Genomic DNA, 26,944 nt, shown 5'->3' with positions numbered 1-26,944 from the left:
TAACAATTCTGAAGGAGTAGGAAAGGCTCTAGAAGAGGAGAACATTAGCCAGGTATGCGCCTAGAGCCTAAAAACTTTAGAGAGACAAACTTGCAAAAATGCTGAGGCTGTTTAGGAGGAAGTATGCAAAGATAGTGCCCCCAATGCCTCCAACGAGAAAACCGCCTGTAAACTGGCTCCAAGCATCCACATTTTGTAAAGATTCGGGAACTTGAGGCACCGTTGCGGTAAAGCTAGGGCGAGGAAAAGTTTGCAGTTCTTTCTTGTAGGTAACGCTGCCATATAGGGAAAGGCAAACGGTGAGAATAATGACAAGAAGACTAGCCGCCACTAAACCCGCAAGATTGGCAACTTCTGTATCGCGTAATGGACCGAGTTTGACAAACGGCCCAATCAAAAAATAGCCGTGAGCCATACCAATTTCTAAGCCCCGCGACAGAGGAGATAAACCGCGACGATAGATAGGTAGGTTGCTTAAAAATTGCAGCGAGAAATCCGAAGAATTGATGGGCGTTGCCAGATTTCCCACTTGCGGGTTGCTCATCGGTCTGATGATATCACCTTTGTTGAAATCAAATCCGGCAGCTACCCCTCTAGCGCGAATGGCGTGCCAAATATGTCCGCATAGGAAGAGAATGCCTAAAACGAAGTGAAACGAAGCCAGCCAACCCCGGCTAGAAACCAGTCCTGTGCTAGTTTCGAGGCTCCCTAACGGGCCATAGAAAGCTTCTGGGTAGACGGTGTTGTTGACGCTGACGAAGTAGGCGGCGAGAAAACCCATGTATGCGATCGCGCCTAAACTATAAGAGAGGTAAGCTTCCCCAGAATAGATAAGAATGCGGTGCGCCCAGTCAAAAGGCTTGGTGAAAATATGCCAGACTCCCCCCGCAATGCAAAGGAAACCCACCCAAATGTGACCGCCGAGAACATCTTCTAGATTATCTACCGCCGCTAGCCCTTCAGCTCCTTGAGCGCCCACTAAATAACTAAAAATTCGCACGGGGTTGAGCGTGGGATGGGCTATTACTCGGACGCTTCCACCACTTCCGGCCCAAGGGTCAAACAGTCCGCCCCAAAACATTCCCTTGGCAACCAGCAGCAACGCCCCAATACCCAGCAAAATTAAATGGATGCCCAGGATAGTGGTCATTTTTTCGCTGTCTTTCCAGTCGTAGCCAAAAAAGCCAGCAAAGGTGCGGTTATCATCTAAAACATCCGGGCCGAGGAGGGCGTGATAGAGTCCCCCTGCCCCTAATACCGTAGATGAAACCAGGTGCAAAACGCCAATCACAAAATAGGGATAGGTATCCACAATTTGTCCGCCATCCCCAACCCCAAAGCCTAAAGTGGCTAAGTGAGGTAGAAGAATCAGGCCTTGACCGTATAAAGCTTGGTCGGGTTGCAAGCGCGAGAGTTCAAATAACGTCATTGCACCCGCCCACAGGACAATTAATCCCGCATGAGCCACATGAGCGCCCAAAAGCTTGCCAGAGAGGTTCACCAGGCGAGCGTTTCCTGCCCACCAACCCACTTGAGGAATTTTTTCTGAATAGGGACTTTCCGAAATTACGGCTGTCATCAATCTTTCTCCTTAATTGAGAAATAGTTGCAATTTAGACAGAAAAAAGCAGACATTCAATCCAGTAATTGCAAGTTACTTGCAAAAATCAAGCCGTCAATTGAGGGGCAACCGTACCATCCATTACCCGACCTTTGCGGAAATCAAAGCCAGCCGCGCGTAAGGCGTGCCAGATATGGCCTTGTAGGAAGAAGAACGCAAGCCAGAAGTGGGCGTTGGCCAACCAAGTTCGCGAAGTGACTAATTCCGGGTTGGGGGAAGAAAAGTAAGGCAGAATATTTTGGCGAATCACTAAACCTGGGCCGTAAAAGACTTCGGGATAAGCTGTGGTATTCACAGAAACAAACAGTGTAGCCACAAATCCCATGAGTGCCAGTCCGCCCAAACCGTAGGCGAGGTAAGCTTCCCCAGACCAGATAAACAGACGGTCTGTCCAGCTAAAGGGTGTTGTGAGGATATGCCAAATTCCACCCGCAATGCAAATTAACCCAATCCAAATATGCCCGCCGATAATATCTTCTAGGTTGTTGACGCTGGCTAACCAGTGCTTGCCAATACCGCCAAAGAAATAACCGAAAATCCTTGCAGGGTCTAGGGTGGGTTCTGTTACGACTCGGACATTTTCCACAGAGGGGTCGTACAGTCCGCCAAAAAACATGGCTTTGGCAACTAGGAGCAACGCGCCAACTCCGAGTAAGACTAGGTGAATGCCTAAAATAGAGGTCATTTTGTTTTTGTCTCCCCAGTCATACCCAAAGGCGGGAACCGTTTTTTCTAACTTTTCCGGGCCTTTGGTGCTGTGGAAGATGCCACCTAATCCTAGAAATGCTGAGGAAATTAAGTGCAGCGCGCCGATGACAAAATAAGGATAGGTATCGATAACGGCTCCGTTAGCACCCACTCCCCATCCTTGGGCTGCCAGATGGGGCAGCAAGATGAGGCCTTGCTCGTACATGGGGGCTTGAGCGTTAAATTGGGACAGCTCAAACAGGGTCATGGCTCCGGCCCAGAATACAATAAGTCCAGCATGGGCAACGTGAGCGCCGAGTAAGCGTCCAGAGAGGTTTACCAATCGCGCATTCCCGGCCCACCAGGGGGCTGTTTCGGGACGCATATTGCTTGAGGCTTGCATCATCCCTCCTTTATTGAGAGTTACTTTCAATAGTTAACCCAGAAACTAGATTACTGGACGAAGCTAATTTTGACAATCTTTTTCATTAACTCGGTCAAAAAAAAGCAGGCGGTTGAGCCTGCAAAGCCAGAGTGTGAGGGGATGGATTAATCGCGGTTTAAGGAAATCAACAACCGCAGGATGAAAATAAACAGGTTGATGTAGGTGAGGTACATCGATAGGGCGGCCGGCAGATATTGTTCATCGCGATAGCTGCGAGGCAGGATGTAGAAATCGACCACTGCAACCCCAGCAAATAGGAAGACGCCAAAGCCGGAAATGGCGATTTCTAGCCAGGTGGGGGTATAGACGCCGAAGAAAGCGAGGGCAAACTGGGCGACAATCACGACCAGAAAGGCTATTAAGGCGAGTTGAATGGTTTGGGTCAGCGCTAAACCATCTTGGTCGGAGAGGTTAGAGCCAATTTGCCGCGCTACTACGAAGGTTACACCACAACCTAAAGCGGCGATCGCAATTCCCTCAATCCCCACCCCTTGCGTCCCTAGGGCGACAAACACTAAGCCGCTGAGGGTATAGCCAGAAAGCAAGCTATAGGTTGCCAGTAGGGGAAGTGCCGTTGCATTGTTGCCTTTCTCGGCGACGCCACGGGCAACAAAGAATAGAACTAATTCGGCAATTAACGCCACCCAGAAGGTCGGCATAAATAAGCCGGGATTGTTCTGAATCACCATCAAACCGCCATAGGTACCAATGGCCGTTAAAACCAAGCCGCCCCCTACATAGGGCAATGCTTTGGGAATCACATTCGGCCCAATCACCGACTGATTGCGAGCATCCTTTAGGGCTTGGCGGAAGTTACTTGTGTTACTCATTAAGAGGCTTCCTCCTTATGGAGTTTCAATAACTCTATTGTCGCTCAACTTCCCCTCTAACAGTCCACAGAAGTCTTATCCTTGGGGGAGTCTGCAAACCCCCAATTCCCCGCACCTTGCAATCCGGAAGTATCAAAGTTAGGTGAGTCAGCGGAGTAGAAGGGATTGCACCCTGTTAAGAAATATCGCGTTCGATTGAGAAACATTCTAGAAACCTACGTGATTTTGCTGAGGGTTTGGCGGAGGGCTTTCAGTATTCAGTAAATTAACGATGGTTTCTCTTGGGCAGTCCTTAGACAATAGGCATAGCTAGGATGCAAGGGATTGCGATAGATGCTAACTAATCAATCTTCTCTGCGCTTTCGGGGAATGGAACTTTTGATTGCTTACTACCAAAATCCTACGGTAGAAATTCGCAATCAACTCGTGCAGATGAATATCGGTTTAGTCCGGAAGATTGCTCACCGCGTGAGCCGTCAATGCACTGAACCCTATGAAGATTTAGAGCAAATTGGTTGCTTAGGATTAATTCGAGCCATCGAACGATTTAATCCATCTCAAGGCTGTGCCTTTAGCTCTTTTGCAGTTCCTTATATTCGTGGCGAAATGCTGCATTACTTGCGCGACAGGTCAGGCGTAGTCAAGATTCCCCGTCGCTGGCAAGATTTGAAAAAAGACGGTCAAAAAGTTCGCGAAGAGTTAACAAAATCCTTGGGGCGCTTGCCAAGCGATACAGAAGTTGCCCAAGAATTAAATGTTTCTGTTCAAGAATGGACAGAAGCTAAAATGACCGATCAAAATCGTCAGCCTTTAAGTTTAGATGCCAAGATTGGGCAGCAAATGGATAATGTGGTAACGTTGGGTGAAACTTTGCCCGATTCTCACTACCAAATTTTACAAGAACTCGACGAAGAAAGACAGCAATTACAGAATGCTTTAAGCCAACTCGAAGAAACAACGAGAGCAGCCATTGAATTTGTGATGGTTAATGGATTGTCTCGTAAAGAAGTTGCAGAAAAAATTGGAGTCAGTCCAATGACCGTAAGCCGCCGAATTCAACGCGGAATTGAACAAATGATTTCGTTTGTACAGCCACAAAGTTTACAAACTGAGCCTTGATGTGTGGGTTGTTGTCATGGATCGTGAATAAGGGGGGTTATAACTAACCCCCCTTCTTTGTGTTGGATGATGGAACGGCTTGCTAATCGTTCAGTTCTCATCGCCACCCCCTACAGCACCAGCATAAAAAGAATGATGGCGGTGAGGATCAAAGCTAAAACGGGTGGATTTTCAGTTTCGTACTTGTCGAGAGAACGCTCTAAACCACATTTGAGACAAACATATCTCCGAGGGTTTTGTGGGTCGTTGACAAAGGGACAATGACCCTGAGCGCACTGGTGGGTGCAGTTTTGGCGTTTGAGTTCGTTTGGCATAGTTGGAAGGCCTCAGAGTCAGAAGCTTATTTAAAACGACGCGTTGTTAACAGGCGTGTTTCGCTGACTTCTGTTTAAATCGCATTGAAGGGCCTGAGTTCCGGAAAAAGATCCAACAGGTGGTTGACAATTTGACGCCTATGTTATCTCAACCTAGATTGCCAAAATAAAACCGGGTCGCTGAGAGAGCAACCCGGTTTGAATTCAATTCGCGAGTAAAAAGCTCTTTTTACTCAGCGCTGAGTCTAAGCGGTGACAGCTTTTTTGGTGACAGCGCTGAGTTCGCCTTTTGCGTATTTTGCAGCAAAGTCATCTAAGGTAACTTGCTTGATCTTGCTTGCATTACCCGCAGTACCAAACGCTTCATAACGTTCAGCACAGACTTTTTGCATGTACTTGATGGAGGGCTTCAGGAAGTGACGGGGGTCAAATTCTTTGGCATCTTTTGCTAAGGCTTCGCGAACCGCAGCGGTGATAGCCAAGCGGTTGTCGGTGTCAATATTCACCTTACGAACGCCGCTCTTGATCCCTTTTTGAATTTCTTCAACGGGTACGCCGTAGGTTTCAGGAATAGCACCGCCGTATTGGTTGATTAATTCAATCAAATCTTGGGGTACGGAAGAAGAACCGTGCATGACCAAGTGGGTGTTTGGCAGGCGGCGGTGAATTTCTTCGATTCGGCTGATGGCTAAGATTTCGCCGGTCGGCTTGCGAGTAAACTTGTAAGCGCCGTGGCTGGTACCAATGGCAACGGCTAAAGCGTCAACTTGAGTTTGTTCTACGAAGTCAACGGCTTGATCGGGATCGGTCAGCAGTTGAGAATGGTCGAGTTTACCTTCAAAACCGTGACCATCTTCTGCTTCACCCATTCCGGTTTCCAGAGAACCCAAGCAACCGAGTTCGCCTTCAACGCTAACCCCGATGGAGTGAGCTACTTTAACAACTTCGCGGGTGACGTTGACGTTGTACTCATAGCTAGATGGGGTTTTGGCATCAGCTTCCAAAGAACCGTCCATCATGACGCTAGTGAAACCATGTTTCATTGCGGAGTAGCAAGTTCCGGGTTCATTGCCATGATCTTGGTGCATGACAATGGGGATATGAGGATAAGTTTCAATTGCCGCTAAAATTAGGTGACGCAGGAAGTTCTCGCCAGCATACTTGCGAGCGCCACGGGAAGCTTGTAAAATCACTGGGCTGTTGGTCTCTGCCGCAGCCTGCATGATGGCTTGGATCTGCTCCATGTTGTTAACGTTGTAAGCAGGAATACCATAGCCATTCTCAGCCGCGTGATCGAGTAGCAGCCGCATCGGTACAAGCGCCATAAATGATCCTCCTAATAACTTGGTCTTTTTCCGCCGGTTGGTTTCAGACGAACTTGATCTTGATATTAAAATTAATCTTAAGATACTTTTCTACTTATGGCGAATTCTAAGCGTTTTTTAGTTTGCCGCCTATCCTGATTTTGGTTTGGGGCAAAAGGCACGAAGTCCTTAGCCTTCAAATGTTTACGTCCCATTTGCCCAAGGTTGGATGGCGAGTATTCTCTTGGGTTTTATTCGCGATTCTGATTCTTGAGCGACCCTAAACGCAGCTATCCCTCATCCGAGTGGAGACTGCCCTTCACGGTATATTTTTTCTTAGAACTGGCTTTATGGGTCGCCCGGGATTCGAACCCGAGACCAATCGGTTAAAAGCCGAGTGCTCTACCGCTGAGCTAGCGACCCGCTGAACTGAATTTCAGACCTTTACTAAGGTAGCACGCACTTTTAGAAAAAAGCAACCCCTTTTTTAAATATTTTTCGCGGTCATCGTCACGCAGGTTTCTAAGGTTGCCCCAGGTGCCAGAGAAATCAAGTGTTCTCCGGTATTGAGCGCGTTTCTGGGTGCTGTCCAAGGTTCCAGACAGTAGTAGTCTTTACCTTGAACCGTCCAAAACACCAATGTGGTGTAGGCACTATCCCAACTCAGGCTAATTTGCACCCCCGCTTCCGGATCGCTGACAGCAGCCTGCTGGCGAGTCGGCGAACCGAAAGCAATGTCAATTTCGGTTTGGTTGAAGTCTAACCCACCCGAATAGGCGTGCGTTTGCTTGGTAATCTGGTCTTGATACTGTTCGGCGGGAATATCAAGTTGCAGGCGACTTTTATCCGCCACCTGAAAATAAGGATGCAACCCGGTTGAAAGGGGCATTGGTTCGGCGGATTGATTGAGATAGCGCTGCTGAATGTTCAGCGTATCGCCTTGGAGTTGGTAGGTAAACTCCAGGCAAAAATCAAATGGATAGACAGCGTAAGTTTGGTTATTACTGGTGAGGGTGAGGGTGAGGCTTAGGGGATCTGGCTGGCTTTGGGCGGTGACTTGCCAAGGCAGATCGCGAGCAAAACCATGCTGTTTTAAATGATAGGACTGACCTTGGTAGGTATAGGTGTTGTCTGGAAGGTTGCCACAGATGGGAAATAGGATGGGAATGCCGCCTCGAACGCTGAGTTCGCGATTGGCAAACCGTTCGGCATCGAGGTAGAGCAGATCGCGATCGCGCCATCGCCACCGCGTAATGATGCCACCTCGTTCGGGTACAACTTCGAGTCGAGCTGAGTTTGTGGGGTCAGAGAGAATATAAGTTTTGTACTGACCTTGTTCAACCGCGATCGCTCTCATATCAATTCCTCCAAGCAATTTTATCGGTTTCCATATTTCTGCTTAAGTGCGTTCGATCACAAGGGAGTGCCGATCCCCGTCAATTCCCTGACGTAAAAAATCGTCGATACTGACAGTAGCAACTAACGGGTAGGGCTGGTGAGGTCAAGATGATTCGTAGACTTGTACAATCTGCATTCCAAACCGGGTGGCTAAGTGTAGAATCTGAAAGCCTGATCCGCCAAGTCTTGGCTATTAAAGCCTATCAACAATCGGACATTGAAGCGCTAGATGAACTTTACGGCGCAGTTCGTCGAGGAGTTGTCAAGCGAGAAGGGCGAGGTAACGTACCCAGCGAGTACGCTCACATTGCTCGTAACGTTTCCGTGCTGAATTAATCGGCTCAAGGTCGGATCGGGCTTTCCCGTAGGATTTTCCCAAGACTTTCAGGAACGACGATATCTGCCCTGGAAGTTCTTTTGCTCCCAAGCTAAATTTAAGTGTCTCATCCCAATGGCTGCCGTCGGAGTTTCTGCGGCGGCCAAAAGTGCAGCTTGACGCGCGATCGCCCTAATTTCTCCCCCGGTAAGCTGCCACTGTTTTGCCAATTGTCCCCAATCTAGGTCAGACTCTAGGGGCGCTTGGGGTGGAAAAGCTTGTTTCCACAGCAGCAGGCGATCGCTCTGACTGGGTAGCGGTAACTCAACTATTGCATCCAATCCGCCTTTGAGTTTGCTAACCATACTGTAGCGTCGTTCCATGCTCAAGAAGGTCAGGGTTCGCTGTTGTCGGCGGTGCTGAAATAACTGAGCCACCTCTGAAGGGTTGAGAACCGACTGGCGACTCAGCCAACATTGCGCCGACTTCAGCAATAAAATCGGCGGATCGCTAGCTGTAATTTCTCGCAGGAGTTGAGCCTGTTCCTGGGGATTGAGCAGGGCGAGATCGGCATAAAATAGGGGTTGCTCCAAGGTATGAGCCATTGCTTGGGCGATCGCGCTTTTTCCGGTTCCCCAACCTCCCACTAAAAGGATGATACTGCCTTGCACGTCTGGCAGCGAACCAAACCCCCATTCATCTTCCACGCGATCGGGGGACTGCCATTGCGGTATCAAACCCATCAACCGCGATCGCACCACCGGGGGTAAGACCAAATTAGACCAACCCTGGTGAGGAACAAGCGATCGCAGCAACCGTTGGGGCGAAGATCCAGCGGGTTGAGCAGCCTGTACCAGCAAGGTTTCTAGCTGTTCCTCATCGGGAACATCAGCCAAAAGATAATTAATCAAAGATTCGCTTAACTTGCAGCGACTCACCAAGAACGTTTCCGGCGGGCTAGGGAGAAATTCGACTAAACCCAATTGCCTCAAAGGGGATAACGCGCTCAAGCGCATCCTCGCAGCACGCCATTCTACGTCCCCGCGACACAGCAAACGTAAAATCAGGTCAACGGTGGGCAATCCGCCCCTCTCATCGCCCTGCAAATAGCCGTATAAGCGAGAAAAGCGGCGGTTCACCTCCGGGGCTAAACCAATCAAGACCGTATTTTTTTCAAACACCGTCAGTCCTAAGCGATCGCACAATTGAGGCAAGCCCAATGCTACCCCGCGCTGATAGCTTGCGAGAATTCGCCCCTCTAATTGCTGTTGATAGGTTTGCGGTGGGTTGCTTTCGCTGGGTGTATGAGCAGCCTGATGGTCATCGTACCCCCCAGAGGGCAAGGTAATAATTCCCTTCCACCAATGACTCGTAGCGCGATCGCCCTTAGAACGCGCCACCCGTTCAATTTCCTTGGTTTCCTGTTGCGATCGCGCATAGGCTTGGCGCAGCAGTCGGTCTAACCAGTTTAACTCGGTGCGTAAATAGGCCCAATTGTCAGCAAAGGCGACATCTGAATCGCTAGGCATTCCCCATAACCCGCAAGAATTCCAGAGGCAAACCGTCCGTATCGGCAATAAATGCCACTTCGTAAACGCGATCGCCAATCCTCTGCTGCGTTGGTTCTAGTAACACTCGCAAAGGAGACAGTTGAGACGATTGAGCAATGCGCGATCGCAAATCCTCCAACCACATCGGTAAATCTGGCGTTTGCTCCGTTAAGTCAAAGGATAAATGATAATATCCCGTGTAATGCTCATCCCCAAACGCATCCGCCGCCGGTCGGGGTTCGGGAATTTGGATTAATTCAATTCTACCCCCCAACCCTTCCATCCAACAGGCCAGGGTAATGCCTGCGGTAAAGCGTTCGCAAACCGTAAACCCCAACACTTCATAAAAGGCGATCGCTTGATGAATATTAGCAGTCCGAATCGAAGCGTGATGCATGGGGCATAACTCGCACGGGGGACACTTACTCAAACAATCGAAAATAAGGATAGCGAACGGGCGCGCCCGGTTCCTTCTCTAGATCGAAATTAATCACTTCCCAACAGGGTTCCTCTTGGGGATCGGGACTAAACTCCACAGGCAAACCGTACAGCCGAGGGCGCTGGGGTTCCGTCTGATTGCGCCAAGGCGTACTGCGTTCCAAATAAGAACTAATTAAATCCTTATAGCGGCTGGCAATAATTACCCGCGTTGCCCGGTAGCCTTGGGTATACAGTCGGTCAAGGGCTTCGTGGATCTCAAAGCGAATCCCATCCGGATGCGTGTGCTGTCGATACCACTCATTATTCCACCGCCGCCAATGCCGTCCCGACTGGAGATGAATCAGTTCCCCCGTTTTCGGATCGGCTTCAAAAGCCCCGTGACGCGGGCACAGATAAGTATCGGTCAGTGTTAGCGCCGGAATTTGCTGGCGACAATGGGGGCACTGAATTTCGGGCCGAATATTGGATACTGCAAACCAGGGTTAATCATGAAGCGTATACCAGCATAATCTCAATTGCGCCAGTCCCAAGTGATTTTATTATAACTAGGGGGGTTGTGGTGTTCTAATCCCCACTCCTGTAGATTTTTCTTGAATTGAAGTAATTCCCGTGGCTGATTTTCAGATTTTAACCATCCCAGACCTCTCTCAGGCCGCTTTTATTGCAGCCAATGCCACTGTCATCGGTCAAGTGAAGATCGCGACGGGGGCGAGTATTTGGTACTCGGCGGTTGTACGGGCCGATGTGGAACGGATTGAACTCGGCGATTTTACAAATATTCAGGATGGGGCTATTTTACACGGCGATCCGGGTCAGCCGACGATTTTAGAAGAATATGTTACCGTGGGCCATCGCGCCGTTATTCATAGCGCCCATATCGAACGGGGCTGTTTGATTGGGATTGGAGCGATTGTCCTCAATGGGGTGCGGGTGGGAACTGGCAGTATAATTGGGGCGGGGGCGGTTGTTACAAAAGATGTGCCGCCGTTTTCCCTCGTGGTGGGCATTCCCGGAAAACGCCTGCGCGAGGTGCCCCAAACTGAGGCCGCAGATTTAATCGAACATGCCAAGCACTACTACCAACTGGCTTTAGTCCATGCGGGGAAAGGGACAAACCTGGGTTTTTCGGCTCCGGGTTAAAATCCTCTGTTAAAAATGGCAAAAGTAGGTTAAATATAAAATATGAGAAGGGTTTAAAAATCTTATTGGAGAAGCAGACTATGGACTTACGCGTGTTAATTGTTCTACTGCCCTTAATGGTTGCGGGTGGCTGGGCTTTCTACAACATCGGTAAGATTGCGATCGCCCAAGTTCAGAACTTCTTAAACAAACAAGCCTAATTGTAATTTATCTTAATAAACTGGCTGTTTCTCCACCAAGAGACAGTCAGTTTTCTTTTGTAGGAGTTGAAAAGCGTGCAACAACATTCTGAGTGGGAAATTGACGAGATCCTCAAACCCTTTCAGCCCTTTGGGGTGAAATTGGGACTCGAACGCGTTCGCCAACTCCTGACAGATTTAGGCAACCCCCAACAACAAGTCCCGATCGTTCACGTTGCGGGAACCAACGGCAAAGGGTCGGTTTGTGCGTATCTCTCCTCAGTTTTAACTGCGGCTGGATACCGTACAGGCCGCTATACTTCACCGCACTTAATAGATTGGACAGAACGGATTTGCATCAATGGTATCCCCATCTCCACTGCCGATTTTAAAGCCTTACTCTGGCACGTCCGAGAGACGGTAGAAGCTAAGGATTACTCTCCCACCCTATTCGAGGTGGTAACGGCCGCTGCATGGCTTTATTTTGCCCAGCAACAGGTCGATATTGCCGTCATTGAAGTGGGGTTGGGGGGACGCTTAGACGCGACGAATGTCTGCGAGAAACCGTTAGTCAGCATTATTACTTCCATCAGTCGCGAACACTGGCAAATTTTAGGCCCCACCCTCGCCGATATCGCTAGGGAAAAAGCGGGAATTCTCAAACCCGAATGTTCAGCCGTCGTTGGCGTTTTACCCCCCGAAGCGCAAGCTGTCGTAGCCGCCAGAATTCAAGAACTCAACTGTCCGGCCATTTTCGTGCCACCCGCGTTAGATTTAGGATCGGGTCAGGCCCAATTTATGCCACCACCCGGATTGACAGAGATGACCTATCCGGTGAGCCTATTGGGAGAGATGCAATTACAGAATTCAGCCCTGGCGATCGCCACTCTCCAACTCTTACAACAACAAGGTTGGCATATCCCCGACACTACCATCCAGCAGGGCATGGCCCAAACCCAATGGGCAGGTCGCTTGCAGTGGTATTCTTGGCAAAATACCCGCATTCTCATTGATGGGGCCCACAACCCCGCCGCCGCCCAAGTGTTGCGCCAATACATCGAGACGCTAGGATATGCAGAAACCCAAATAACCTGGGTGATGGGGATGCTATCCACCAAAGACCATCGGGACATTTTCCAGGCTTTACTCAAACCCGGAAATCAATTAAACCTCGTTCCCGTTCCCAATCATGATTGCGCCGAACCCCAACAACTGGCAAAACTGGCCCAAGAAGTGACTTCAGAATTAGCCCTTTGTCAGGTTCACCCAGACGTTGAAACCGCTTTAACCGCAGCAGTTGCAGATCCTCAGCATCTTGTTATTTTGTGCGGTTCATTATATCTCATTGGCGACTTTCTCAAACAGGACTCTCAACCCCCTGATTAATTGACAAAACTGCTAAAAGTCCCTGGCTGCTGTTGGGTTTTGGACTTCAACCTAACCTAGGCGACTATCCTTCCCCTAACAGCAATTTAGATGAGTCACAGCGATCGCGTTTGGCTAGAAAGCTTCAAATTAATCAGCGATAGGGTCAGAATAATCAGAAATAACACTAAGCCAATCGTGCAAGCATAGCTAATTTCTAAATTGCGGAAGGCTTGCTCGTAAACATAATAGACAATGGTTTTAGAGCTATTGCGCGGGCCGCCTTGGGTCATGATGTAAACTTCTTCAAAGACCTTAGTCGCTGAAATCGCCGAAATGACCGCAACCAGGAATAAATAAGGGCGCATTAAAGGGACGGTAATATCCCAATGTCTCCTGATGCCATCCGATCCGTCAATGGCGGCCGCTTCGTACAGTTCTTGGGGAATAGACTGCAAGCCTGCTAGATAAATCACCATGTAATAGCCTAGCCCTTTCCAAATGGTAACGGCCATTACGCTATTGAGCGCCCAACTCGGATGCGTTAGCCAAGGGATCGGTTCTATTCCCAAGGGTCGAAGAAACTGATTCAATAAACCATTTTCTGCATAAAGCCACCGCCATGCAATCCCCGCAACCACCATTGAGATAATGACAGGCGTATAGAAGGCGGCGCGATACCAGGTAATGAACCGGAGTTGACGATTGACTAAAATCGCTAAACCCAAGGGCGCGATCGCTAAAATAGGGACAACCCCCACGAGGTATAGCAGGGTATTGCGTAAGGTTTGCCAAAATACAGGATCTTGGCTTAACCGCCGAAAGTTGGCTAAACCTACCCATTGCGGGGTTTGAGTTAGATCGTATTCGTAGCGGTTAAAGCTGAGATAAAATGCCTGCAAAGCGGGCCAAAATACGGTTAAGCCCAGAATGATTAAGGCTGGCGCTAGAAATAAGTAAGGCGTTAGGCGTTGGCGGTAGTGAAACCAGTCTTTCATAGGGATGAAGGCGTTAATCTCAGTGGGCGATTGACCTAAGCCTAATGACAAACTGAGCTATTTTTCAAGTTAAAGCGAAAAGCGATCGCACCTTGAGATCGCGATCGCCTTTCAATCCTATTTTGAGATAAATCTAGCGGCAGTTATCGCCAAGGTAGAAGGTTGTTCCAGGGCCATCATCAGCGGCAATCCAGCCTCTAGAATAACCTGGAATGGGATTGCTGACTTCTAACCAGGTGAAGCGATCGCTTCCGGTGGCTTTGCGCCCCGTTAGAGAAATGCGATCGCCAACTCTACTCAAGGTTAGCGCGGTAGAATTGACTCCTGGGTAGGCGCGAATATAGCGATTGCCATTAATAATCCCCCGACAACCCGTTGCGCCTGTATTGGTGATGGTGTATCCGGGAATTTCGCCACCGCCGCCACCCCCATTTAAACCGCATTGAGTGGCTGTGGTTGTTCCCAAGAAGATTCTTCCAGTATTGGGATCGCTTAAGGCTACCCAACCTTCAAAGGGGTGGGCAATATTCAGCCAAGTGGTACCATCGCGATTAACAGGAGTCGTGCCTGGTAAACCAATGACTCGATCGAACGGTAAGTAAACATCGCGTCCAAACCGATCTTGCACTAAGGCTGATGTTAAACCAGGGTTGCGACGGACTGCTAAATTATCCACGATAACGCGACGACAGCCGCGAGGGGCGTCTGCACTGCCACCGCCGCCACCGCCGCCACCCGAATTACATTCGGTGGAAGACGTTGTACCAATAAAGATATCACCGCTAATGGCATCTTGGAGGGCAACCCAACCCACTTCAGGATAGTTAATTTGCAACCAGGTTGTATTATCGCGCCTCACGGGGTTGTCTCCTGTTAAACCGATAATTTGATCGAAGGGAAGGTAAATTCCGTTACCCAAGCGATCGGTTAACATGGGAGCATTAATTCCGGGTGAAGTTCGCACGGCTAACCCATCGCTAATGACGCGGCGACACCCTTGAGGTGCAGCAGCAGGGGCAGCTACAATCTCTGAGGTTAGCGTGTTACTGGTGTTTTGGGCAAAGGCAGCGGGTATTGCTAAAGTTGAGATTCCCACGGCTAGAGATAGCACTAGGGAAATGAAGAATCGAAGCTTTTTCATAAGACAGGCTGTTGAGAAAGTTACAAGAATTATTGAGTAGATTGAGGGGTGTTTTAATTGCCTCATCTATCAATTGTTCTGCATGGCTATTACGGATGATTATTTTCTCTTTCAGGATGATTTTTGATTTAATTTTTGCGATTTTAGATAACTCAATCCAGAAAATTTATACAATCATGCAGAATTTTATACTCAGTCAATTATCGACGCAATTGATGAGAATAGAAAGCAAAAAAGTATCTGAGTTTCTATCCTATCTAGGGGTATAATTCTGGCTGACTGAAAATCAAGAGATCCGCGTAGGTTGGGTTGAAAGACGAAACCCAATACAACCCTGACTGCTGGATTACGCTAACGCTAACTACGACAGCATAGGACTTTCAGCAGTCAATCAATCAAGGTATAATTAATTTTTGGGGATCGTCAAACTCTTTTGAAAATCGCGATCGCAAATCAACCAGGGATTGAAAGATGAACTGAGGGCGATCGCTTGATTTAATTCTTTCGTCGCCTTAGCGTTCAATCTCGCAAACCGATGTCAGCTCATGCTTGCAGCACTAGGCTCAAGTCAAAGTTAAGAGCAAATCTTCAATCAAAGGTAATTGAAAGCATTATTAAAAATATCCAATTGCTTGAATAAGCCCCTCGATCCTATCTCTCAGGAAATTTTGATGAAATCACCCTATTGAGTGAGATCGCTCAAGTTCGTGAAGTGTAAAGAATCAGTCACAATCTCTTTGAGATCGGTGCTTGTCTCTGGCTGAGTTGCCGCAATCAGCAGTTTTGCCAATTCGCCAAATCCTAAACCCTCTGCGGATTGGGTAATATAGCGCGGACGCTCGCTTAAGCGATCGAGATATTCTCGGACATTCGCAACGCCTACCGAATGGGGAAATAGATCGCGATTAAATAAGCTACTATCATTGGGGCTATCTCCAACTGTCACAACTTCCGAAACTGATACATTTGGAAAATAATGTCCCAGAACTTGCAACAACCCCTTAGCCTTGTCTTGATCTGCGGGTTTGATATGGCATTGAACCGAACTGTAGGTAAATCCCCAACCCGCTTGTTGAGTGCGATCGCGCAAACGATCTAAAATATCGGGAGACAGACCTGCCACATCAAATGTCCAATCGGTAAGGCGAAAAGCATTATCAATCGATTCTTGCAGTTGGGGAAACTCCGCTTGCAGTTGGCGGAACATCTCCCGAAGTTGCTGGCGATGCGCCTTTAAATCGGCAATGGGAGTTAAGAGAATAGGTTGCTCGCTATTGGCCTGATAAAATAGACCTCCATTTTCCGCGATCGCGCCTGCAATCGGTAAATAACTCACCAAACCGCTGACCCAACCCGCCGAACGCCCTGTGACAATTAAAACAGACTGTCCGACTGCGGCTAAATCAAGAAACGACTGTACCAACGCTGGGGTAAACTTCCCGCCTACCGTCAGCGTTCCATCCATATCCGTCGCTACCAAATGAATCGCCTGAAAAACCTGTAAGATTTGACGATTCCTGTGGGAATCGTGACTAAGAGTGTTCATATTTAGCAAAGTTTTACGGGGTTCGCACCCACTCAGTTTAAGTTCACTACGCAAAGATGATTAAATTAGGGCATTGTCTCCTGAAGGCGTGTCCTAAACGCCCGTTATTGCATCTGCAAAGGTCCTATGAGCAAATTGTCTCCAGATCAACGAAACTACCTCTACTTGCTTGAAGCAGAACGAGTCGGCATTCACAAGTCGATTTTAGCGGCGTTGTATCAGGTGCAACAGCAACCCACCTTAAGCAATGGAGACAAGGGGTTAGGTATTTCTCCAGCAAACCGCATTCGTTTAGAAGAAGTCAGTAGCTTTGTTGGACAAGTCCAGTATGCCGCCAATACTCTGCGCGCAATTACCGATACATTAACCAGTAAAGGCTGGCAAGCCGATAACCTGTGGGATGCTAGCAACGGCTACCATACGCGATCTTTTATGGAAGCGATCGCCACAGGCTACACCCCCAGCGCCAACATCCCCGCCGCCTGCCAACTCGAACCCTGTAACGCTCAAGCCCTGTGGCAAGCCTACCTCAACGATTTAAACACGGACTTTCAATTTGACAAACTGCCGCAAAATTTAGCGTATCTCGACTCCGCCCTATTGGCCCTGATTGACCGCTTGCCGCGCTTTTATAGCGGACTGCCCCATCAACGGGATGCTCTACTCGAACTGCTGCGCGTGTGGCGTAAACTCGATACCAGAGCCGCTGCGATCGCCTCTTTAAACCTGACCTCCAGCAGCGACAGCGAACTCGATCGCGCCTTAACCCAATTTATCCAAAACATTTCCCGCCACTACCAAGGCATCCCCCACCAACGAGAAGCCCTAATTCGGATGACGCAACTGTGGCGACAACTCGACTCTCGCGAAGCGGCGATCGCCTCCTTAGCTCAGAATACCTCCCCCGAACCCAGCATCAAACAGATCGATCCCGCCTTAATTGCCTTTGTGCAACGCGTCCCCCAATTTTACCAAGGCACCGGAATGCAGCGCCAAGCCTTAACCGAAGGCTTTCGCTTGTGGCGACAACTCGACTCGCGCGCCTCTGCCTTACTGGCATTGGGTTTAGATGCCAAACTAATCTCTTTAGAAGCCGATAACCCGGCCCTGCTGGCTACCGTCGCCGCCCAACTCGATCGGCAATTGCTAGACTTTATACAGCGCGTGCCCACCGCCTATCAAGAACAAGACCGCCAACGGGAAGCCCTGATCCGCCTCGTACAGCTTTGGCGCAACCAAGTCACCCGCGAACAGGCCATTAACGGCTTAACCGAAGACCTGAAGCGAATGAACAGCGCGCCGCGCAATACTCCCGAAGCCCCACCCCCACCTCTTCCCATTGTTTTACCGCGCCGTCCCGATCGGTGGACGCCCTCGAATATCCAAATTCATGCTTCAATTATTCCTAACAGCGTTTTTACCTGGGCTGAAGCGACCCACGGCGGGACGCGAATGCCTCCCGATCAAGAAACGGTAGATGCAATTGTCAGAATTGCTCAACTTGCTCAACAAGCCCGCGATCGCATTGGCAGGCCCTTTCATGTCACCAGTTGGTACCGTCCCCCAGATATCAATGCTCGCGTCGGTGGGGTTTCAAACAGCCGTCATATTGTAGGAGATGCCATCGATTTTTATTGCGATGGCTTAACCGGCAATCAATTGTATTGGTTCCTCGATCCGTGGTGGCCGGGGGGATTAGGTCGTTATGCTAGCTATCCGTATCTCAGTCACATTGATGCTCGCAGCTATCGCGCCCGTTGGCTTAACTAAAGCTTTATGCAAATTCTACTTTTCTGTTAAGTTGGCGATCGCATCTCCCGATAGTTTAGGGCACCCTATAGAAAAGAAGACTAAATTTTTATTTCAGCCGGGACTGAACTCATGCCTACTCCAATCATCCTTGTTAACCCCATGCTTGCTCAAGCCCCTGCCGCGTCTCCTGCTGCCCGAACGGGAGAATCTCCGCCCATCTCCCCTTGGATGATTATTTCGGGTGCTTTGTTAGTGGCTCTTATTGGACTGGGCGTCTACGGCAAAATTCAACTCGATCAACTGGCAAAAAAGGTTAAATTTGAGGAATTTAAAAACCAGGAACTCAAAAAGAAATTAAAATTGGCCCTCGGTACCATTACCAAAATGGAAGCCAACCCCGACTTAGTTCACTCTAGAGAGTTCAACCTCGATTATCTGAGAATGCGGATGGAAGAAGAAGTCTTCCACTTTGCGATCGTCAACCAAATTAAAGTCAAAGTTAAAGATAAAATTTCTGAAGCCCTGCGCCCCACCCAAGCCAAAGAAGGCAAAATTGGCAGCCCCGCCGCTGCCCGTCAAGTGGATGAAATCTTTGATGTGGAATATGAACCCGACGGTTCGCCCAAAGGCATCAAGCGCGTACTATTCCGCATTCAAATTAAACTCACCAAATTACCCGCCGTTCCCACCTCCCAAACCGTCAGCCAAATTATTGACTGCATTGAAACCTATCTCAGTCCCACCGCCGCCGACAACTGGCAACCAGCAATGGGGGGCCGACTGGTTAACCTGCACTGGGATCAAAAAGCGAAACCGACCCCCTTGTTGGTGTTAGAACAACTCAACGAAGGTAGCAACGTGACCATTCGCACCACCCGCCGCCCGCCCCTTGCGGCTCCCAAGGAAGGCAGTAGCGACGCCGCCTCTTCTTCGGGCAAAAGTTCCTCTTCAGGCAGCAGCCAACAGGCACGCCCCAAGGGACAGTCTCAAAGCGGTTCTAGCGGACAATCTCAAGGCAAAAGCCGGGGATCGAGTTCTCGCGTGAGTCGTTCGGGCCGTCAAAGCTAGCTCAGACGTTTGATTTCGAGCTTTTCGAGATAAGCTAAGGGGTCTTCTGGATCGAAAAGGGTGCCATCAAAAAAGCGCTCTTGTCCGCGCGAGGCACTCGTCGGAATTTCTGGATCGGGAATTTCCAGCGCTCTAGCCGCCATGCGCCACAAGTCTTGGCGGTTAATGGTGTCGATCAGTTGGGGCGCTTGGGCGATCGCCGTTGCGGGTAAAAATCCCCAACGCACGCTTTCGACTAGGAACCAGAGTTCGTGACTTTTATACGGAAAAGAACTGCTCCCGCGTTCATCTCGCCAATAGAAAGGACTGCGATCGCTTCGATCGAGCGGGCGCTTGCCGTTGCCCATCCAGTATTTTCCCTGATAAGTGCGTGCTAGGCGATAGGCCGGAAAGTTTAAGTATTGGCGTCGGGATAAAATTTGCGCTAGCTCTTGACGACTATCGGGGCGATCGCACCATTGCTGCGCCTCCAAAAGGGCTTTGAGGATGGCTAGGGTTGCCTGTGGATGGCGATCGACCCACTCGGCTCGCAGGGCAAAATAGTCTTCTGGATGGAATGGCCAAATGTCGCCGCTGAGGGCTGCAATGTAACCGATATCTTCATGGACAATATGTTGCGACCAAGGATCGCTACAGCAAGCTGCATCGATACTGCCATTACTCAAGCCTTGGATAGCTTCCGCAATGGGAACGTTCGCCCATTCCACATCGGTGTCGGGATCGATCCCGGCGGCGGCCAGCCAGTAGCGCAACCACAGCGATGGACTGATATTCGCTAAAGCAGAAGCCACTCGAAAACGCCGCCCTTGCGTTAGGGAAAAGGTTTTGATGTACTCTGCTGCGTTGTTGAGGTTGAGGGCGAGATTTTGGGCTTTGTGGAGATTCGAGACCGCGATCGCCTGTCCTTGGGTATTGAGTTTTGCTAAAACATATAAGTGAATGCGCCGATTATTCGCGCTTCCCAAACCTTCATAGAGTAGATAGGGAAGCGGCATCGACCATTGACCGCCATCCAGCCCTTCTCGGCTGCTGCCCTGGCGAATTTGAGCTTGGGCGGCCGTCCAATCGGTTTGTTCGATCAAGACCACTTCGCTCATGCCGTATTTACGAAAGAGGTCTTTTTCTTGGGCAATAATCAAAGGCGCGGCTGCTAGGGTGGGAAAGTAGCCTAATGTAATCTGAGGGGTTTCCGGTGCAGGTTTGGCAACCCAACGTCCTCCTGGGGTTTGGGCAATTGGGGGGATGGGGTTGAGCGCCTCTGGGGAATAGCCCATACAGCCTTTGAGGAGAATTGAGCTAGCCGTTGCAGCTCCTGCCCTCCAGAAAAATTGGCGACGCGAAAACTTACCCAAGAAATCGTTCCTCCCATACTCCCTGCTATATTAGCGAGGACAGAGAACTCTGGAGCCTAATTTTAAGTTCTCTGCCTGCGTGAATCGGAAGTCGATCGGATCTGCCGGAGAGTTCCTGGCGCTTATCGTTGGGTCTGACGGTTGCGCCAAACGGCGATCGCACTTTGCGCTTCTGGGCGGGCTTCGGTGTTTTCCGGAACCAGGGAGGCGATCCGAATCGCGTTTTCTAACGACCCTCCCGAAACTTGGGCGTAAGCCAACTGCAAAATATTGCGACTCCACTGGTTAATCCGCTGTTGAGCCTCAAAGTATTGGGGTTGCCCTTGGGGAATGCGTCGAGCGGTATTAATCGCTTGAACGTAAGATTCTGCATTACCTGCCCGGATGCTTTGATTGGCTTGGTTGAGAATTTGCTGATTGGCTTGTTGTTGTTGCCCTTGGGCTTCCCAACGAGCGATCGCGTTTTGTGCGGCTCGATGAATCGCCGGCCGGTCGGTCGGTACCAGTCGCGCCGCCGAAATCGCCGCCGCAAACTGGCCGCGTCTGGCGCGTCCTTCCGCAATGTCTAAAATGGCTTGACTCCACCGATCGATATCAATTTGCGCCTGCTGATACATGGACTCTCCCGGTCGAATCTGACGGGCGATCGCGATCGCTCTGACATAATCTGAGGCATTGCTCCCTAATGCTGTTCTAGCCCGTCCTAACAGTTCTTGGTTGGTGGGCGATGGGGCGGCGGGTCGAGCCGGTGCGGGTGCAGTGGTGGGGACTGTCGCAGGGGCAACCGGAACGGGGCTAGGAGAGGCCTCTGGAGGGGCGGGAGATGGCTCAGGATCGACGGCCGTGGGTTCCGGATCGGGGGCGTTTCCCCAGGGTCTACGGGCGGCACAACCGCCGTGACGCCCGGATCGGTAGCGACGGGAGCCGCACCCGGATCTGTGGCGACGGGAGCCGCGCCCGGATCGGTAGCGCCCGGTGTCGCGACTTGAGGGGCTTGCGGATTGCCTGTAAATGCCGTGCGGTTGGTCAGAAAGACACCTGCCAATAACAGCGCTGCAATGCCAAAACAGGCGAGAATTAACTGCTTCCAAAAGCCCGAATCCTCTTGGGGAGGGGGTTCTTTGGCAGTCGGTTTAGGGGCGATCGCGCTTTCTGCGGGCTTGAGGGTTGTAGGGAAAGGCACGGTGGCGCTACTGGTGGGGGTTGATTGTCCCAGAATGGGCACCAAGGGCTGATGAATTTTTTCGGGAGGACTGACGACTAATAGCGGGTTCTGGATCGGTTGCAGGTGATGGTCGCACAATTCCGGGACGCGCTTTTGCAGATAGTCTTCGAGTTCTGCGAGGGTTTGAACTTGTTCGGAACGTAGGGCTTCTAATACTGCTTGGGTAAAGATTCCCTGGCGCAAGTCAGCGGTTTCGTGAGAGATTTCGCTGGGCTGACAGGATAAGAAGGTGGGGATTCCCATTTCGCGGGCAAGGGTGGCGGTATGGGTTCCCAAAAGGCTCCCCGACTGGATGCTGGCTGGTCGGTTCATGTCGAGAAAGACGAAAACGCGATCGCACGGAGCGTGTTGCAGGCAGGTAAACAGCCAGCGCAGAGATAAGCCGGTTGTTTCGATATTTTCTGGGTTGCCATCGACGGGCATCAGATAGTCTTGACCGTTATGGGAAACGCCGTAACCGCTGAAGAAGCACCAGAGGTAATCGCCCGGTTGCAGGGGCGAATCGGCCATTGGCCCATCGCCACTGAGATAGTCTAGCCAGTTCTGGAGGGTTTCGCGTTCCGGGTAGGTCGATTGTCCGTTAATCGCTTGGGCGCTATCGGTTAATAAAAAACATTGGTTGGACGGGATGCCTAAGCGTTGCGTCCACAGATCCCACAGGGCTTGAGCATCCTGCTGGGCATAGTTCAAGGGTTGAAAATGCTGATATTGATTAATGCCAATGGCGATCGCAAATGTTTTCCCCATCACCCATGCCTCAGTAATTGTGTATAGAAATGTAAATCGGCAGTCTTAGAGACAGTAATAGTATAGGCGCTCGAATATATCGTGGGAATGAGGTGCTTAAACCTATAAAGGGTATTATTAAAAAAAATTTATCCTTTCCCAGCTTCAGAATATGAAAAGCGTCGCCATCGGGAAACACATCGCGCCTTGGGGTTTAGCGGTTGTCGTAGGATTAAGCGGAGGCGTTTGGACTCTAGCCACAGCGATCGCGCCTCAACCGGCACAAGCCTATACCGCCAGAGCCTCTGTCACCATCACTCGCACAGGTGGCGAATCGTATCAAACCTTATTGCAACGGGCAGAAGCCGCCGCGAGAGCCGCAGCCCAACGCACCTTTGATAGTGACTTATTAGCAACCGATGTCTCGATTATCATCGTGGCTCAAAATAACGGAGCCTCGGTACCGATCCTGACGCTAGAAGCAACTCGCCCCCAGTGGAGCCGCCGTCCCGATCCGCGAGCTTGGGCGACCTATCTTCCCAATGCTGAAGTTTTATTAGGCTTTAGAACGCCAGAACCCGCCGCGCCAGCCGCCCAACCCGCCGCGCCGCCCTCGCCTCAACCGGGAATTATACCCGGTCAAGTGGTTCCCTTCCCCGGACAGGTGGAAGGCGTTCCCGTTCAACCGGGCGCGATCCCAGTACAACCCGGTGCAATTCCCGTTCAACCGGGCTGCGATCCCCGTTCAACCCAATGGCATCCCAGTACAGCCCGGTGCGGTTCCCGTACAACCCGGTCAAGCGGTTCCTCAGCAGGTTCCTCAAGTGGTTCCTCAAGCCCCCCAACAAATTATTCCCTCGCAGAATCAACCCGTACCGGGTGCAGGCGGATTAGTTTGTCAAGGGGGCGTTTGTCGTCCGGCTCAGTAAGGCGTGGTGCTGAAACTACACTCGGCTTGGATGGTGGTGGCTGCCCGTAATTGGCAAAGTTTAGTGACTTTTTACGGGCAGTTGCTCAACCAGTCGCCTCAGCCGTGTATTAGCAATGTTTATGCAGAGTTTCAACTACCGGGGTTGCGTCTGGGCATTTTTGAGCCAAAAGCCAGCGATGAGGGCGAGTTTGCTGGCTGTACAAGCGGCTCGATGAGTTTGTGCTTGGAAGTGGAAAATTTAGAAGCCGCGATCGCCCATTTGACACAATTAGGCTATCCGCCCGCAGCGGAAATTACCCAAGCTTCTCATGGACGGGAGGTCTACGCGCGCGATCCAGAGGGAAATCGCCTGATTCTCCATCAAGCAATTGTTGCAAATCCCTAAGACTCTCTGAGAAAATTAAAGAAAGTTTACCGCGCTCCTCTGCCGTATCAGAATACGCTTTTTCCTACCGTGATTAACTCCCAAAGCCTCAGCGAAAAGATTCTCCTCTCGCGCAGCCAATATCAACCTTGCCACATCCAAGTCCCCGACTTAGACAAACGCTTACCGGCGATTCAAATTGGCGATCGCTATTACAGTTTATTCAAAGTTGAAACCGAACGCGATCGCGCCTTGCGAGTCTTAGAAAAACTAATTGCTCGCGGCGATGATGCTCGCATGGTTCAAGGTGCCAAAGGCTATATCCTGTGGGTATGGGAACCCGAAGCACACCCCGAAAACTTTAAAAACAATACCCAATCTGTTGTGCCCAAGGGAACAGAATCTTTAAGTTTTGAACAGTTCCCCATGCTCGTCTCTCGCAGTCAATACCAACCCTGCCATATTCGGGTACCCGATTTAAAGCACAAACTGCCTGCTGTTCAGTTTGAAGGGGCTTATTATAGTCTTTTCCGGATTGAACCCGACTTCAAACTAGCCTTAGAACGCATCCAAGCCTTAAAACAGCGCAATGATAAGGCACTTGTCACTCCTTCACCCAAAGGTTACGTACTCTGGGTGTTAGAGCCGGAAGCGTTCTTGGAGTCGCTCTAATTTGCGTAACCCTCGGTTCCAGCGGGTCGGTCGCCAGCCCGACCATGCAGTTAAATTGAGGTAATCATAAAATAAGTCCCGTTTGGGATGCTGACACCCCACTCGCCAAGGTTTGCTTGAGGTCGTGTAATGCACAATATAGGGGTCTTCTAATACAGCGCGGTACGTGCTTTCAGGATAGGGACTTTCCTGCCAAGATCGATACTTGTGGATGATGTGCAGTTGATTCCAGCGCGGGTCAAGTTGGCCCCAACGTTGGGCGAGAATTGCATTCAGTCCATCTTGATCGTGCCAGCGCAGGGTATCGCGGTTAGCAACCAGATATTGGAGAATTTGGCGGCTGAGGTTCTGGGTGCGCCAAACGGAAAGATTGAGAACTAAAACCCCTGCATTAAAGTAGGGGGTATCGGGTGCTAGCTCTAAATCTCGGTAGTTCGCTAATCCGTTGCGATTGGAGACGGTGCGAATAATGGGGTCTTGAACGGCTAGAAGCGCATGGTTTTCTAGGTTAAGCTGCCACAGTTGACCGAGATCCGCATTCACGATCAGATCGCTATCGAGGTAAATGGCTTTACTGTATTGTGGGGGCAAGAGTTCGGGAATCAGCAGGCGGTAATAGGAGGCGATGGGGATGCGTTCTTGGACTTTTAAGCCCTCAAGACGTTCTAGGGGGGGTTCTAGCCAAGTTATCGTTATCCGATTTAAGTCTAGGGATTGTTGGATTTTATGCCGATTGCGATCGCGAATACCGCCATTGATAATAAAAAGTGCGACGCCATCCACGGTTTGCAAATTTGCCATTACTGAAGCCAGCATCGCGGCTAAAGGCATTGCAAACTCGTTATCCGCCGCACAAACCAGAACTAAGGGTTCGCTATTAACGCTTACTCCTCCGGGGATTTCAACCGCCAACCGGGTTTAACCACTTGTCGCGATCGCGCGATCGCCAGTGCATCATTACCCACATCTTCCGTCAACACTGACCCCGCCGCAACCGTGACATCTTCACCCAGGGTAATCGGCGCAACTAACACGCTATTAGAACCCGTCTTGGTGCGATCGCCAATTTTGGTTTTGTGCTTCTTCACGCCGTCATAATTGGCCGTAATCGTTCCCGCGCCGATATTGACTTTTTCACCGAGTTGTGCATCGCCCAGATATGAGAGATGGGCTACATTAGTGCAATCGCCCAATTGGGAATTTTTCAACTCAACAAAATTGCCAATCCGACAACCCGAACCCACCTCCACATGACCGCGTAGGTGCGCGTAAGGCCCAATCCGAGTACCGCTTTGCACCACGCTATCCGCAATCACCGAATACATCGCCGTCACATTTTCGCCAATCTCGCTATTTTCAATCAAGCTACCCGGCCCAATGCGACAGCCCGAACGAATCAGCGTCTTGCCCCGCAGATGGGTTTGCGGTTCAATAATTGCATCCGGCTCAATCTGTACCGTATCGTCAATCGTAATCGTTTCGGGACTAATCAGCGTCACGCCAGCCGTCATCCACGCCTCTTTTACCCGGCGTTGCAGAATCTCGTAAGCCGTTGCAAGCTGCTTGCGGTCATTAATCCCTAAAATCTCCTCATAATCCTCCACATCCAGTGCCATCACCGGATTGAGGTAATTGACTGCATCCGTCAGATAATATTCTTGCTGGTCATTTTCCGACTTCAATCCCGGAAGCACCTGGGCCAATTTTTCCCAATTAAAGCAATAAATCCCGGCATTAATCCGGCGATTTTGCCGTTGCGCCCCCGTACAGTCGCGATCCTCAACAATCTGCTGTAACAAATTCTGACCATCGCAGAACACCCGCCCATACCCCTTGGGATTGGGCAAATGGGCCGTCAGAATCGTAGCCGCATTTTGGTTAGATTTGTGCGTCTGTAATAAATTTTGAATCGTTTCAGGACGCAATAGCGGTACATCCCCATTCAGAACAATTAAATCCCCTTGGAAATCTGTTAAATAGGGAAGCAACTGTTGAATCGCGTGTCCGGTTCCGAGTTGTTCGGTTTGTTCAACAAATTCAACATTACTCAAATCCGCTAGCGACGCCTTAACCAAATCGCCCCGATAACCCACAATCGCAAAACGGCGAACTGGGGAGACACAATCGCTGCTATCCAGAATACGCCGAATCAGCGATCGCCCTGCCAAAGGATGAAGCACCTTGGGCAACTGAGATTTCATCCGCGTCCCGCGTCCTGCCGCGAGAATTGCTACTGCTACCATCACCGATCCATGAATTAACCCACAGGAGAGTATATCAAACAGGGTGGGGAGATGGGGAAGAAGGGAGTTGGGAATTGGGGGCGTTGCGAAGCACAATTGCCCCAGCGCCAATTCGCACATCATTGCCAATGCAGATATTACCCAGAACCTTAGCGCCCGGTTCGACGACAACATTTTTCCCTAGGGTTGGATGGCGTTTAGCGGTTTCTTTTCCAGT

General features: G+C 50.2%; 26 protein-coding genes, 1 tRNA gene and 2 pseudogenes. 10 read left to right on the top strand and 19 right to left on the bottom strand.

The annotated features are described in order from the left end of the window. Window positions 1-76: 76 nt before the first annotated feature. From QQ055_RS07510 to QQ055_RS07500, 3 genes are all read right to left on the bottom strand, one after another. Window positions 77-1,579, bottom strand: coding sequence for a chlorophyll a/b binding light-harvesting protein (locus QQ055_RS07510; protein ID WP_349775330.1), 1,503 nt, complete (start codon window positions 1,577-1,579; stop codon window positions 77-79). 88 nt (window positions 1,580-1,667) lie between these two features. After that, complete coding sequence (locus QQ055_RS07505) at window positions 1,668-2,714, bottom strand: chlorophyll a/b binding light-harvesting protein (RefSeq protein ID WP_349775329.1); 1,047 nt, start codon at window positions 2,712-2,714, stop codon at window positions 1,668-1,670. A gap of 143 nt (window positions 2,715-2,857) precedes the next feature. Then, window positions 2,858-3,583 carry a Bax inhibitor-1/YccA family protein gene (locus QQ055_RS07500; protein ID WP_286004486.1) on the bottom strand — a complete coding sequence of 242 codons (726 nt, stop codon included), beginning with the start codon at window positions 3,581-3,583 and terminating at the stop codon, window positions 2,858-2,860. 333 nt (window positions 3,584-3,916) lie between these two features. Here QQ055_RS07500 and QQ055_RS07495 point away from each other — a divergent pair, with 333 nt between their 5' ends. Further along, window positions 3,917-4,702: an RNA polymerase sigma factor SigF gene (locus tag QQ055_RS07495; protein ID WP_071958158.1), complete on the top strand. Its 786-nt coding sequence runs from the start codon at window positions 3,917-3,919 to the stop codon at window positions 4,700-4,702. Window positions 4,703-4,812: 110 nt separating this feature from the next. Here QQ055_RS07495 and QQ055_RS07490 read toward each other — a convergent pair whose 3' ends face one another. From QQ055_RS07490 to QQ055_RS07475, 4 genes are all read right to left on the bottom strand, one after another. Continuing rightward, entirely contained in the window at window positions 4,813-5,016 is a 204-nt protein-coding gene (locus QQ055_RS07490) for a hypothetical protein (RefSeq protein WP_286004485.1), read from the bottom strand. 245 nt (window positions 5,017-5,261) lie between these two features. Continuing rightward, window positions 5,262-6,341: a class II fructose-bisphosphate aldolase gene (gene fba, locus QQ055_RS07485; RefSeq protein WP_069967656.1), complete on the bottom strand. Its 1,080-nt coding sequence runs from the start codon at window positions 6,339-6,341 to the stop codon at window positions 5,262-5,264. Window positions 6,342-6,671: 330 nt separating this feature from the next. Further along, window positions 6,672-6,743 (bottom strand) — tRNA-Lys (locus QQ055_RS07480). 64 nt (window positions 6,744-6,807) lie between these two features. After that, a complete protein-coding gene (locus QQ055_RS07475) occupies window positions 6,808-7,677 on the bottom strand; it encodes an aldose epimerase family protein (RefSeq protein ID WP_286004484.1) in 870 nt (289 codons plus the stop codon). Between the two features lie 149 nt (window positions 7,678-7,826). Between QQ055_RS07475 and QQ055_RS07470 the strand changes: the two genes are divergently transcribed. Continuing rightward, window positions 7,827-8,054, top strand: a complete 228-nt coding sequence (locus QQ055_RS07470; RefSeq protein ID WP_283362123.1) for a hypothetical protein — start codon at window positions 7,827-7,829, stop codon at window positions 8,052-8,054. A gap of 48 nt (window positions 8,055-8,102) precedes the next feature. Here QQ055_RS07470 and QQ055_RS07465 read toward each other — a convergent pair whose 3' ends face one another. From QQ055_RS07465 to QQ055_RS07455, 3 genes and pseudogenes are all read right to left on the bottom strand, one after another. Next, entirely contained in the window at window positions 8,103-9,563 is a 1,461-nt protein-coding gene (locus QQ055_RS07465) for an ATP-binding protein (RefSeq protein WP_286004483.1), read from the bottom strand. After that, on the bottom strand, window positions 9,556-9,981 hold the full coding sequence (locus QQ055_RS07460) for a VOC family protein (protein ID WP_283362121.1): 426 nt from the start codon (window positions 9,979-9,981) through the stop codon (window positions 9,556-9,558). The genes QQ055_RS07465 and QQ055_RS07460 overlap by 8 nt, the downstream gene beginning before the upstream one ends. Before the next feature lie 25 nt (window positions 9,982-10,006). Next, window positions 10,007-10,515: pseudogene (locus tag QQ055_RS07455) on the bottom strand (TIGR02652 family protein). 119 nt (window positions 10,516-10,634) lie between these two features. Between QQ055_RS07455 and QQ055_RS07450 the strand changes: the two are divergent. The 3 genes from QQ055_RS07450 (at window position 10,635) to QQ055_RS07440 (ending at window position 12,730) form a co-directional block, all read left to right on the top strand. Then, the gene (locus tag QQ055_RS07450; protein ID WP_283362120.1) at window positions 10,635-11,165 is read left to right on the top strand and encodes a gamma carbonic anhydrase family protein; all 531 of its coding nucleotides are present in this window, start codon (window positions 10,635-10,637) and stop codon (window positions 11,163-11,165) included. An 80-nt stretch (window positions 11,166-11,245) separates the two neighbouring features. Then, window positions 11,246-11,365 carry a photosystem II protein Y gene (locus tag QQ055_RS07445; RefSeq protein WP_069967663.1) on the top strand — a complete coding sequence of 40 codons (120 nt, stop codon included), beginning with the start codon at window positions 11,246-11,248 and terminating at the stop codon, window positions 11,363-11,365. A 75-nt stretch (window positions 11,366-11,440) separates the two neighbouring features. Next, window positions 11,441-12,730, top strand: coding sequence for a bifunctional folylpolyglutamate synthase/dihydrofolate synthase (locus tag QQ055_RS07440; RefSeq protein ID WP_286004482.1), 1,290 nt, complete (start codon window positions 11,441-11,443; stop codon window positions 12,728-12,730). Between the two features lie 95 nt (window positions 12,731-12,825). On the opposite strand, the gene QQ055_RS07435 is transcribed toward QQ055_RS07440, so the two are convergent. The 3 genes from QQ055_RS07435 to QQ055_RS07425 form a co-directional block, all read right to left on the bottom strand. Then, window positions 12,826-13,707: a carbohydrate ABC transporter permease gene (locus QQ055_RS07435; protein WP_286004481.1), complete on the bottom strand. Its 882-nt coding sequence runs from the start codon at window positions 13,705-13,707 to the stop codon at window positions 12,826-12,828. 133 nt (window positions 13,708-13,840) lie between these two features. Next, window positions 13,841-14,848, bottom strand: coding sequence for a hypothetical protein (locus QQ055_RS07430; RefSeq protein WP_286004480.1), 1,008 nt, complete (start codon window positions 14,846-14,848; stop codon window positions 13,841-13,843). Between the two features lie 682 nt (window positions 14,849-15,530). After that, window positions 15,531-16,394: an HAD family hydrolase gene (locus QQ055_RS07425; RefSeq protein ID WP_286004479.1), complete on the bottom strand. Its 864-nt coding sequence runs from the start codon at window positions 16,392-16,394 to the stop codon at window positions 15,531-15,533. Window positions 16,395-16,520: 126 nt separating this feature from the next. Here QQ055_RS07425 and QQ055_RS07420 point away from each other — a divergent pair, with 126 nt between their 5' ends. Together QQ055_RS07420 and QQ055_RS07415 are read left to right on the top strand one after the other, a co-directional pair. Then, complete coding sequence (locus QQ055_RS07420) at window positions 16,521-18,164, top strand: D-Ala-D-Ala carboxypeptidase family metallohydrolase (protein WP_286004478.1); 1,644 nt, start codon at window positions 16,521-16,523, stop codon at window positions 18,162-18,164. A gap of 111 nt (window positions 18,165-18,275) precedes the next feature. Then, a complete protein-coding gene (locus QQ055_RS07415; RefSeq protein WP_069967669.1) occupies window positions 18,276-19,214 on the top strand; it encodes a hypothetical protein in 939 nt (312 codons plus the stop codon). Here the strand turns inward: QQ055_RS07415 and QQ055_RS07410 are convergent. From QQ055_RS07410 to QQ055_RS07400, 3 genes are all read right to left on the bottom strand, one after another. Further along, the gene (locus tag QQ055_RS07410; protein ID WP_286004477.1) at window positions 19,211-20,566 is read right to left on the bottom strand and encodes a CmpA/NrtA family ABC transporter substrate-binding protein; all 1,356 of its coding nucleotides are present in this window, start codon (window positions 20,564-20,566) and stop codon (window positions 19,211-19,213) included. The genes QQ055_RS07415 and QQ055_RS07410 overlap by 4 nt on opposite strands. 122 nt (window positions 20,567-20,688) lie before the next feature. Then, on the bottom strand, window positions 20,689-21,183 hold the full coding sequence (locus QQ055_RS07405; protein WP_286004476.1) for a hypothetical protein: 495 nt from the start codon (window positions 21,181-21,183) through the stop codon (window positions 20,689-20,691). Between the two features lie 86 nt (window positions 21,184-21,269). Further along, window positions 21,270-22,538, bottom strand: coding sequence for a caspase family protein (locus QQ055_RS07400; RefSeq protein ID WP_286004475.1), 1,269 nt, complete (start codon window positions 22,536-22,538; stop codon window positions 21,270-21,272). Window positions 22,539-22,689: 151 nt separating this feature from the next. Here QQ055_RS07400 and QQ055_RS07395 point away from each other — a divergent pair, with 151 nt between their 5' ends. The 3 genes from QQ055_RS07395 (at window position 22,690) to QQ055_RS07385 (ending at window position 24,484) form a co-directional block, all read left to right on the top strand. Continuing rightward, window positions 22,690-23,496, top strand: coding sequence for a hypothetical protein (locus QQ055_RS07395; protein ID WP_286004474.1), 807 nt, complete (start codon window positions 22,690-22,692; stop codon window positions 23,494-23,496). Further along, entirely contained in the window at window positions 23,450-23,833 is a 384-nt protein-coding gene (locus QQ055_RS07390) for a VOC family protein (RefSeq protein WP_286004473.1), read from the top strand. The genes QQ055_RS07395 and QQ055_RS07390 overlap by 47 nt, the downstream gene beginning before the upstream one ends. 69 nt (window positions 23,834-23,902) lie before the next feature. Beyond that, the gene (locus QQ055_RS07385) at window positions 23,903-24,484 is read left to right on the top strand and encodes a hypothetical protein (RefSeq protein WP_190567220.1); all 582 of its coding nucleotides are present in this window, start codon (window positions 23,903-23,905) and stop codon (window positions 24,482-24,484) included. Here QQ055_RS07385 and QQ055_RS07380 read toward each other — a convergent pair. From QQ055_RS07380 to QQ055_RS07370, 3 genes and pseudogenes are all read right to left on the bottom strand, one after another. After that, window positions 24,452-25,396 (bottom strand): glycosyltransferase family 8 protein, encoded by a 945-nt coding sequence (locus QQ055_RS07380; protein ID WP_286004472.1) that lies wholly within the window; start codon window positions 25,394-25,396, stop codon window positions 24,452-24,454. The two genes, QQ055_RS07385 and QQ055_RS07380, sit on opposite strands and share 33 nt — an antisense overlap. Then, complete coding sequence (glmU, locus tag QQ055_RS07375) at window positions 25,369-26,727, bottom strand: bifunctional UDP-N-acetylglucosamine diphosphorylase/glucosamine-1-phosphate N-acetyltransferase GlmU (RefSeq protein ID WP_286004471.1); 1,359 nt, start codon at window positions 26,725-26,727, stop codon at window positions 25,369-25,371. Before glmU ends, QQ055_RS07380 begins: the two co-directional genes overlap by 28 nt. Window positions 26,728-26,761: 34 nt before the next feature. Continuing rightward, a pseudogene (locus QQ055_RS07370) lies at window positions 26,762-26,944 on the bottom strand (hypothetical protein); the annotation flags it as partial.

Source organism: Geitlerinema calcuttense NRMC-F 0142 (genome assembly GCF_030285425.1).
This window is presented reverse-complemented; position numbering and strand designations above follow the sequence as displayed.

What these genes read in the sequence shown, in the direction of transcription:
- QQ055_RS07425 (WP_286004479.1), bottom strand. Translation starts at nt 16,394, where the DNA reads ATGAACACTCTTAGTCACGATTCCCACAGGAATCGTCAAATCTTACAG.
- QQ055_RS07505 (WP_349775329.1), bottom strand. Translation starts at nt 2,714, where the DNA reads ATGATGCAAGCCTCAAGCAATATGCGTCCCGAAACAGCCCCCTGGTGG.
- QQ055_RS07460 (WP_283362121.1), bottom strand. Translation starts at nt 9,981, where the DNA reads ATGCATCACGCTTCGATTCGGACTGCTAATATTCATCAAGCGATCGCC.
- QQ055_RS07435 (WP_286004481.1), bottom strand. Translation starts at nt 13,707, where the DNA reads ATGAAAGACTGGTTTCACTACCGCCAACGCCTAACGCCTTACTTATTT.
- glmU (WP_286004471.1), bottom strand. Translation starts at nt 26,727, where the DNA reads ATGGTAGCAGTAGCAATTCTCGCGGCAGGACGCGGGACGCGGATGAAA.
- QQ055_RS07465 (WP_286004483.1), bottom strand. Translation starts at nt 9,563, where the DNA reads ATGCCTAGCGATTCAGATGTCGCCTTTGCTGACAATTGGGCCTATTTA.
- QQ055_RS07510 (WP_349775330.1), bottom strand. Translation starts at nt 1,579, where the DNA reads ATGACAGCCGTAATTTCGGAAAGTCCCTATTCAGAAAAAATTCCTCAA.
- QQ055_RS07395 (WP_286004474.1), top strand. Translation starts at nt 22,690, where the DNA reads ATGAAAAGCGTCGCCATCGGGAAACACATCGCGCCTTGGGGTTTAGCG.
- QQ055_RS07445 (WP_069967663.1), top strand. Translation starts at nt 11,246, where the DNA reads ATGGACTTACGCGTGTTAATTGTTCTACTGCCCTTAATGGTTGCGGGT.
- QQ055_RS07475 (WP_286004484.1), bottom strand. Translation starts at nt 7,677, where the DNA reads ATGAGAGCGATCGCGGTTGAACAAGGTCAGTACAAAACTTATATTCTC.
- QQ055_RS07490 (WP_286004485.1), bottom strand. Translation starts at nt 5,016, where the DNA reads ATGCCAAACGAACTCAAACGCCAAAACTGCACCCACCAGTGCGCTCAG.
- QQ055_RS07430 (WP_286004480.1), bottom strand. Translation starts at nt 14,848, where the DNA reads ATGAAAAAGCTTCGATTCTTCATTTCCCTAGTGCTATCTCTAGCCGTG.
- fba (WP_069967656.1), bottom strand. Translation starts at nt 6,341, where the DNA reads ATGGCGCTTGTACCGATGCGGCTGCTACTCGATCACGCGGCTGAGAAT.
- QQ055_RS07420 (WP_286004478.1), top strand. Translation starts at nt 16,521, where the DNA reads ATGAGCAAATTGTCTCCAGATCAACGAAACTACCTCTACTTGCTTGAA.
- QQ055_RS07415 (WP_069967669.1), top strand. Translation starts at nt 18,276, where the DNA reads ATGCCTACTCCAATCATCCTTGTTAACCCCATGCTTGCTCAAGCCCCT.
- QQ055_RS07405 (WP_286004476.1), bottom strand. Translation starts at nt 21,183, where the DNA reads ATGTATCAGCAGGCGCAAATTGATATCGATCGGTGGAGTCAAGCCATT.
- QQ055_RS07470 (WP_283362123.1), top strand. Translation starts at nt 7,827, where the DNA reads ATGATTCGTAGACTTGTACAATCTGCATTCCAAACCGGGTGGCTAAGT.
- QQ055_RS07495 (WP_071958158.1), top strand. Translation starts at nt 3,917, where the DNA reads ATGCTAACTAATCAATCTTCTCTGCGCTTTCGGGGAATGGAACTTTTG.
- QQ055_RS07400 (WP_286004475.1), bottom strand. Translation starts at nt 22,538, where the DNA reads ATGGGGAAAACATTTGCGATCGCCATTGGCATTAATCAATATCAGCAT.
- QQ055_RS07500 (WP_286004486.1), bottom strand. Translation starts at nt 3,583, where the DNA reads ATGAGTAACACAAGTAACTTCCGCCAAGCCCTAAAGGATGCTCGCAAT.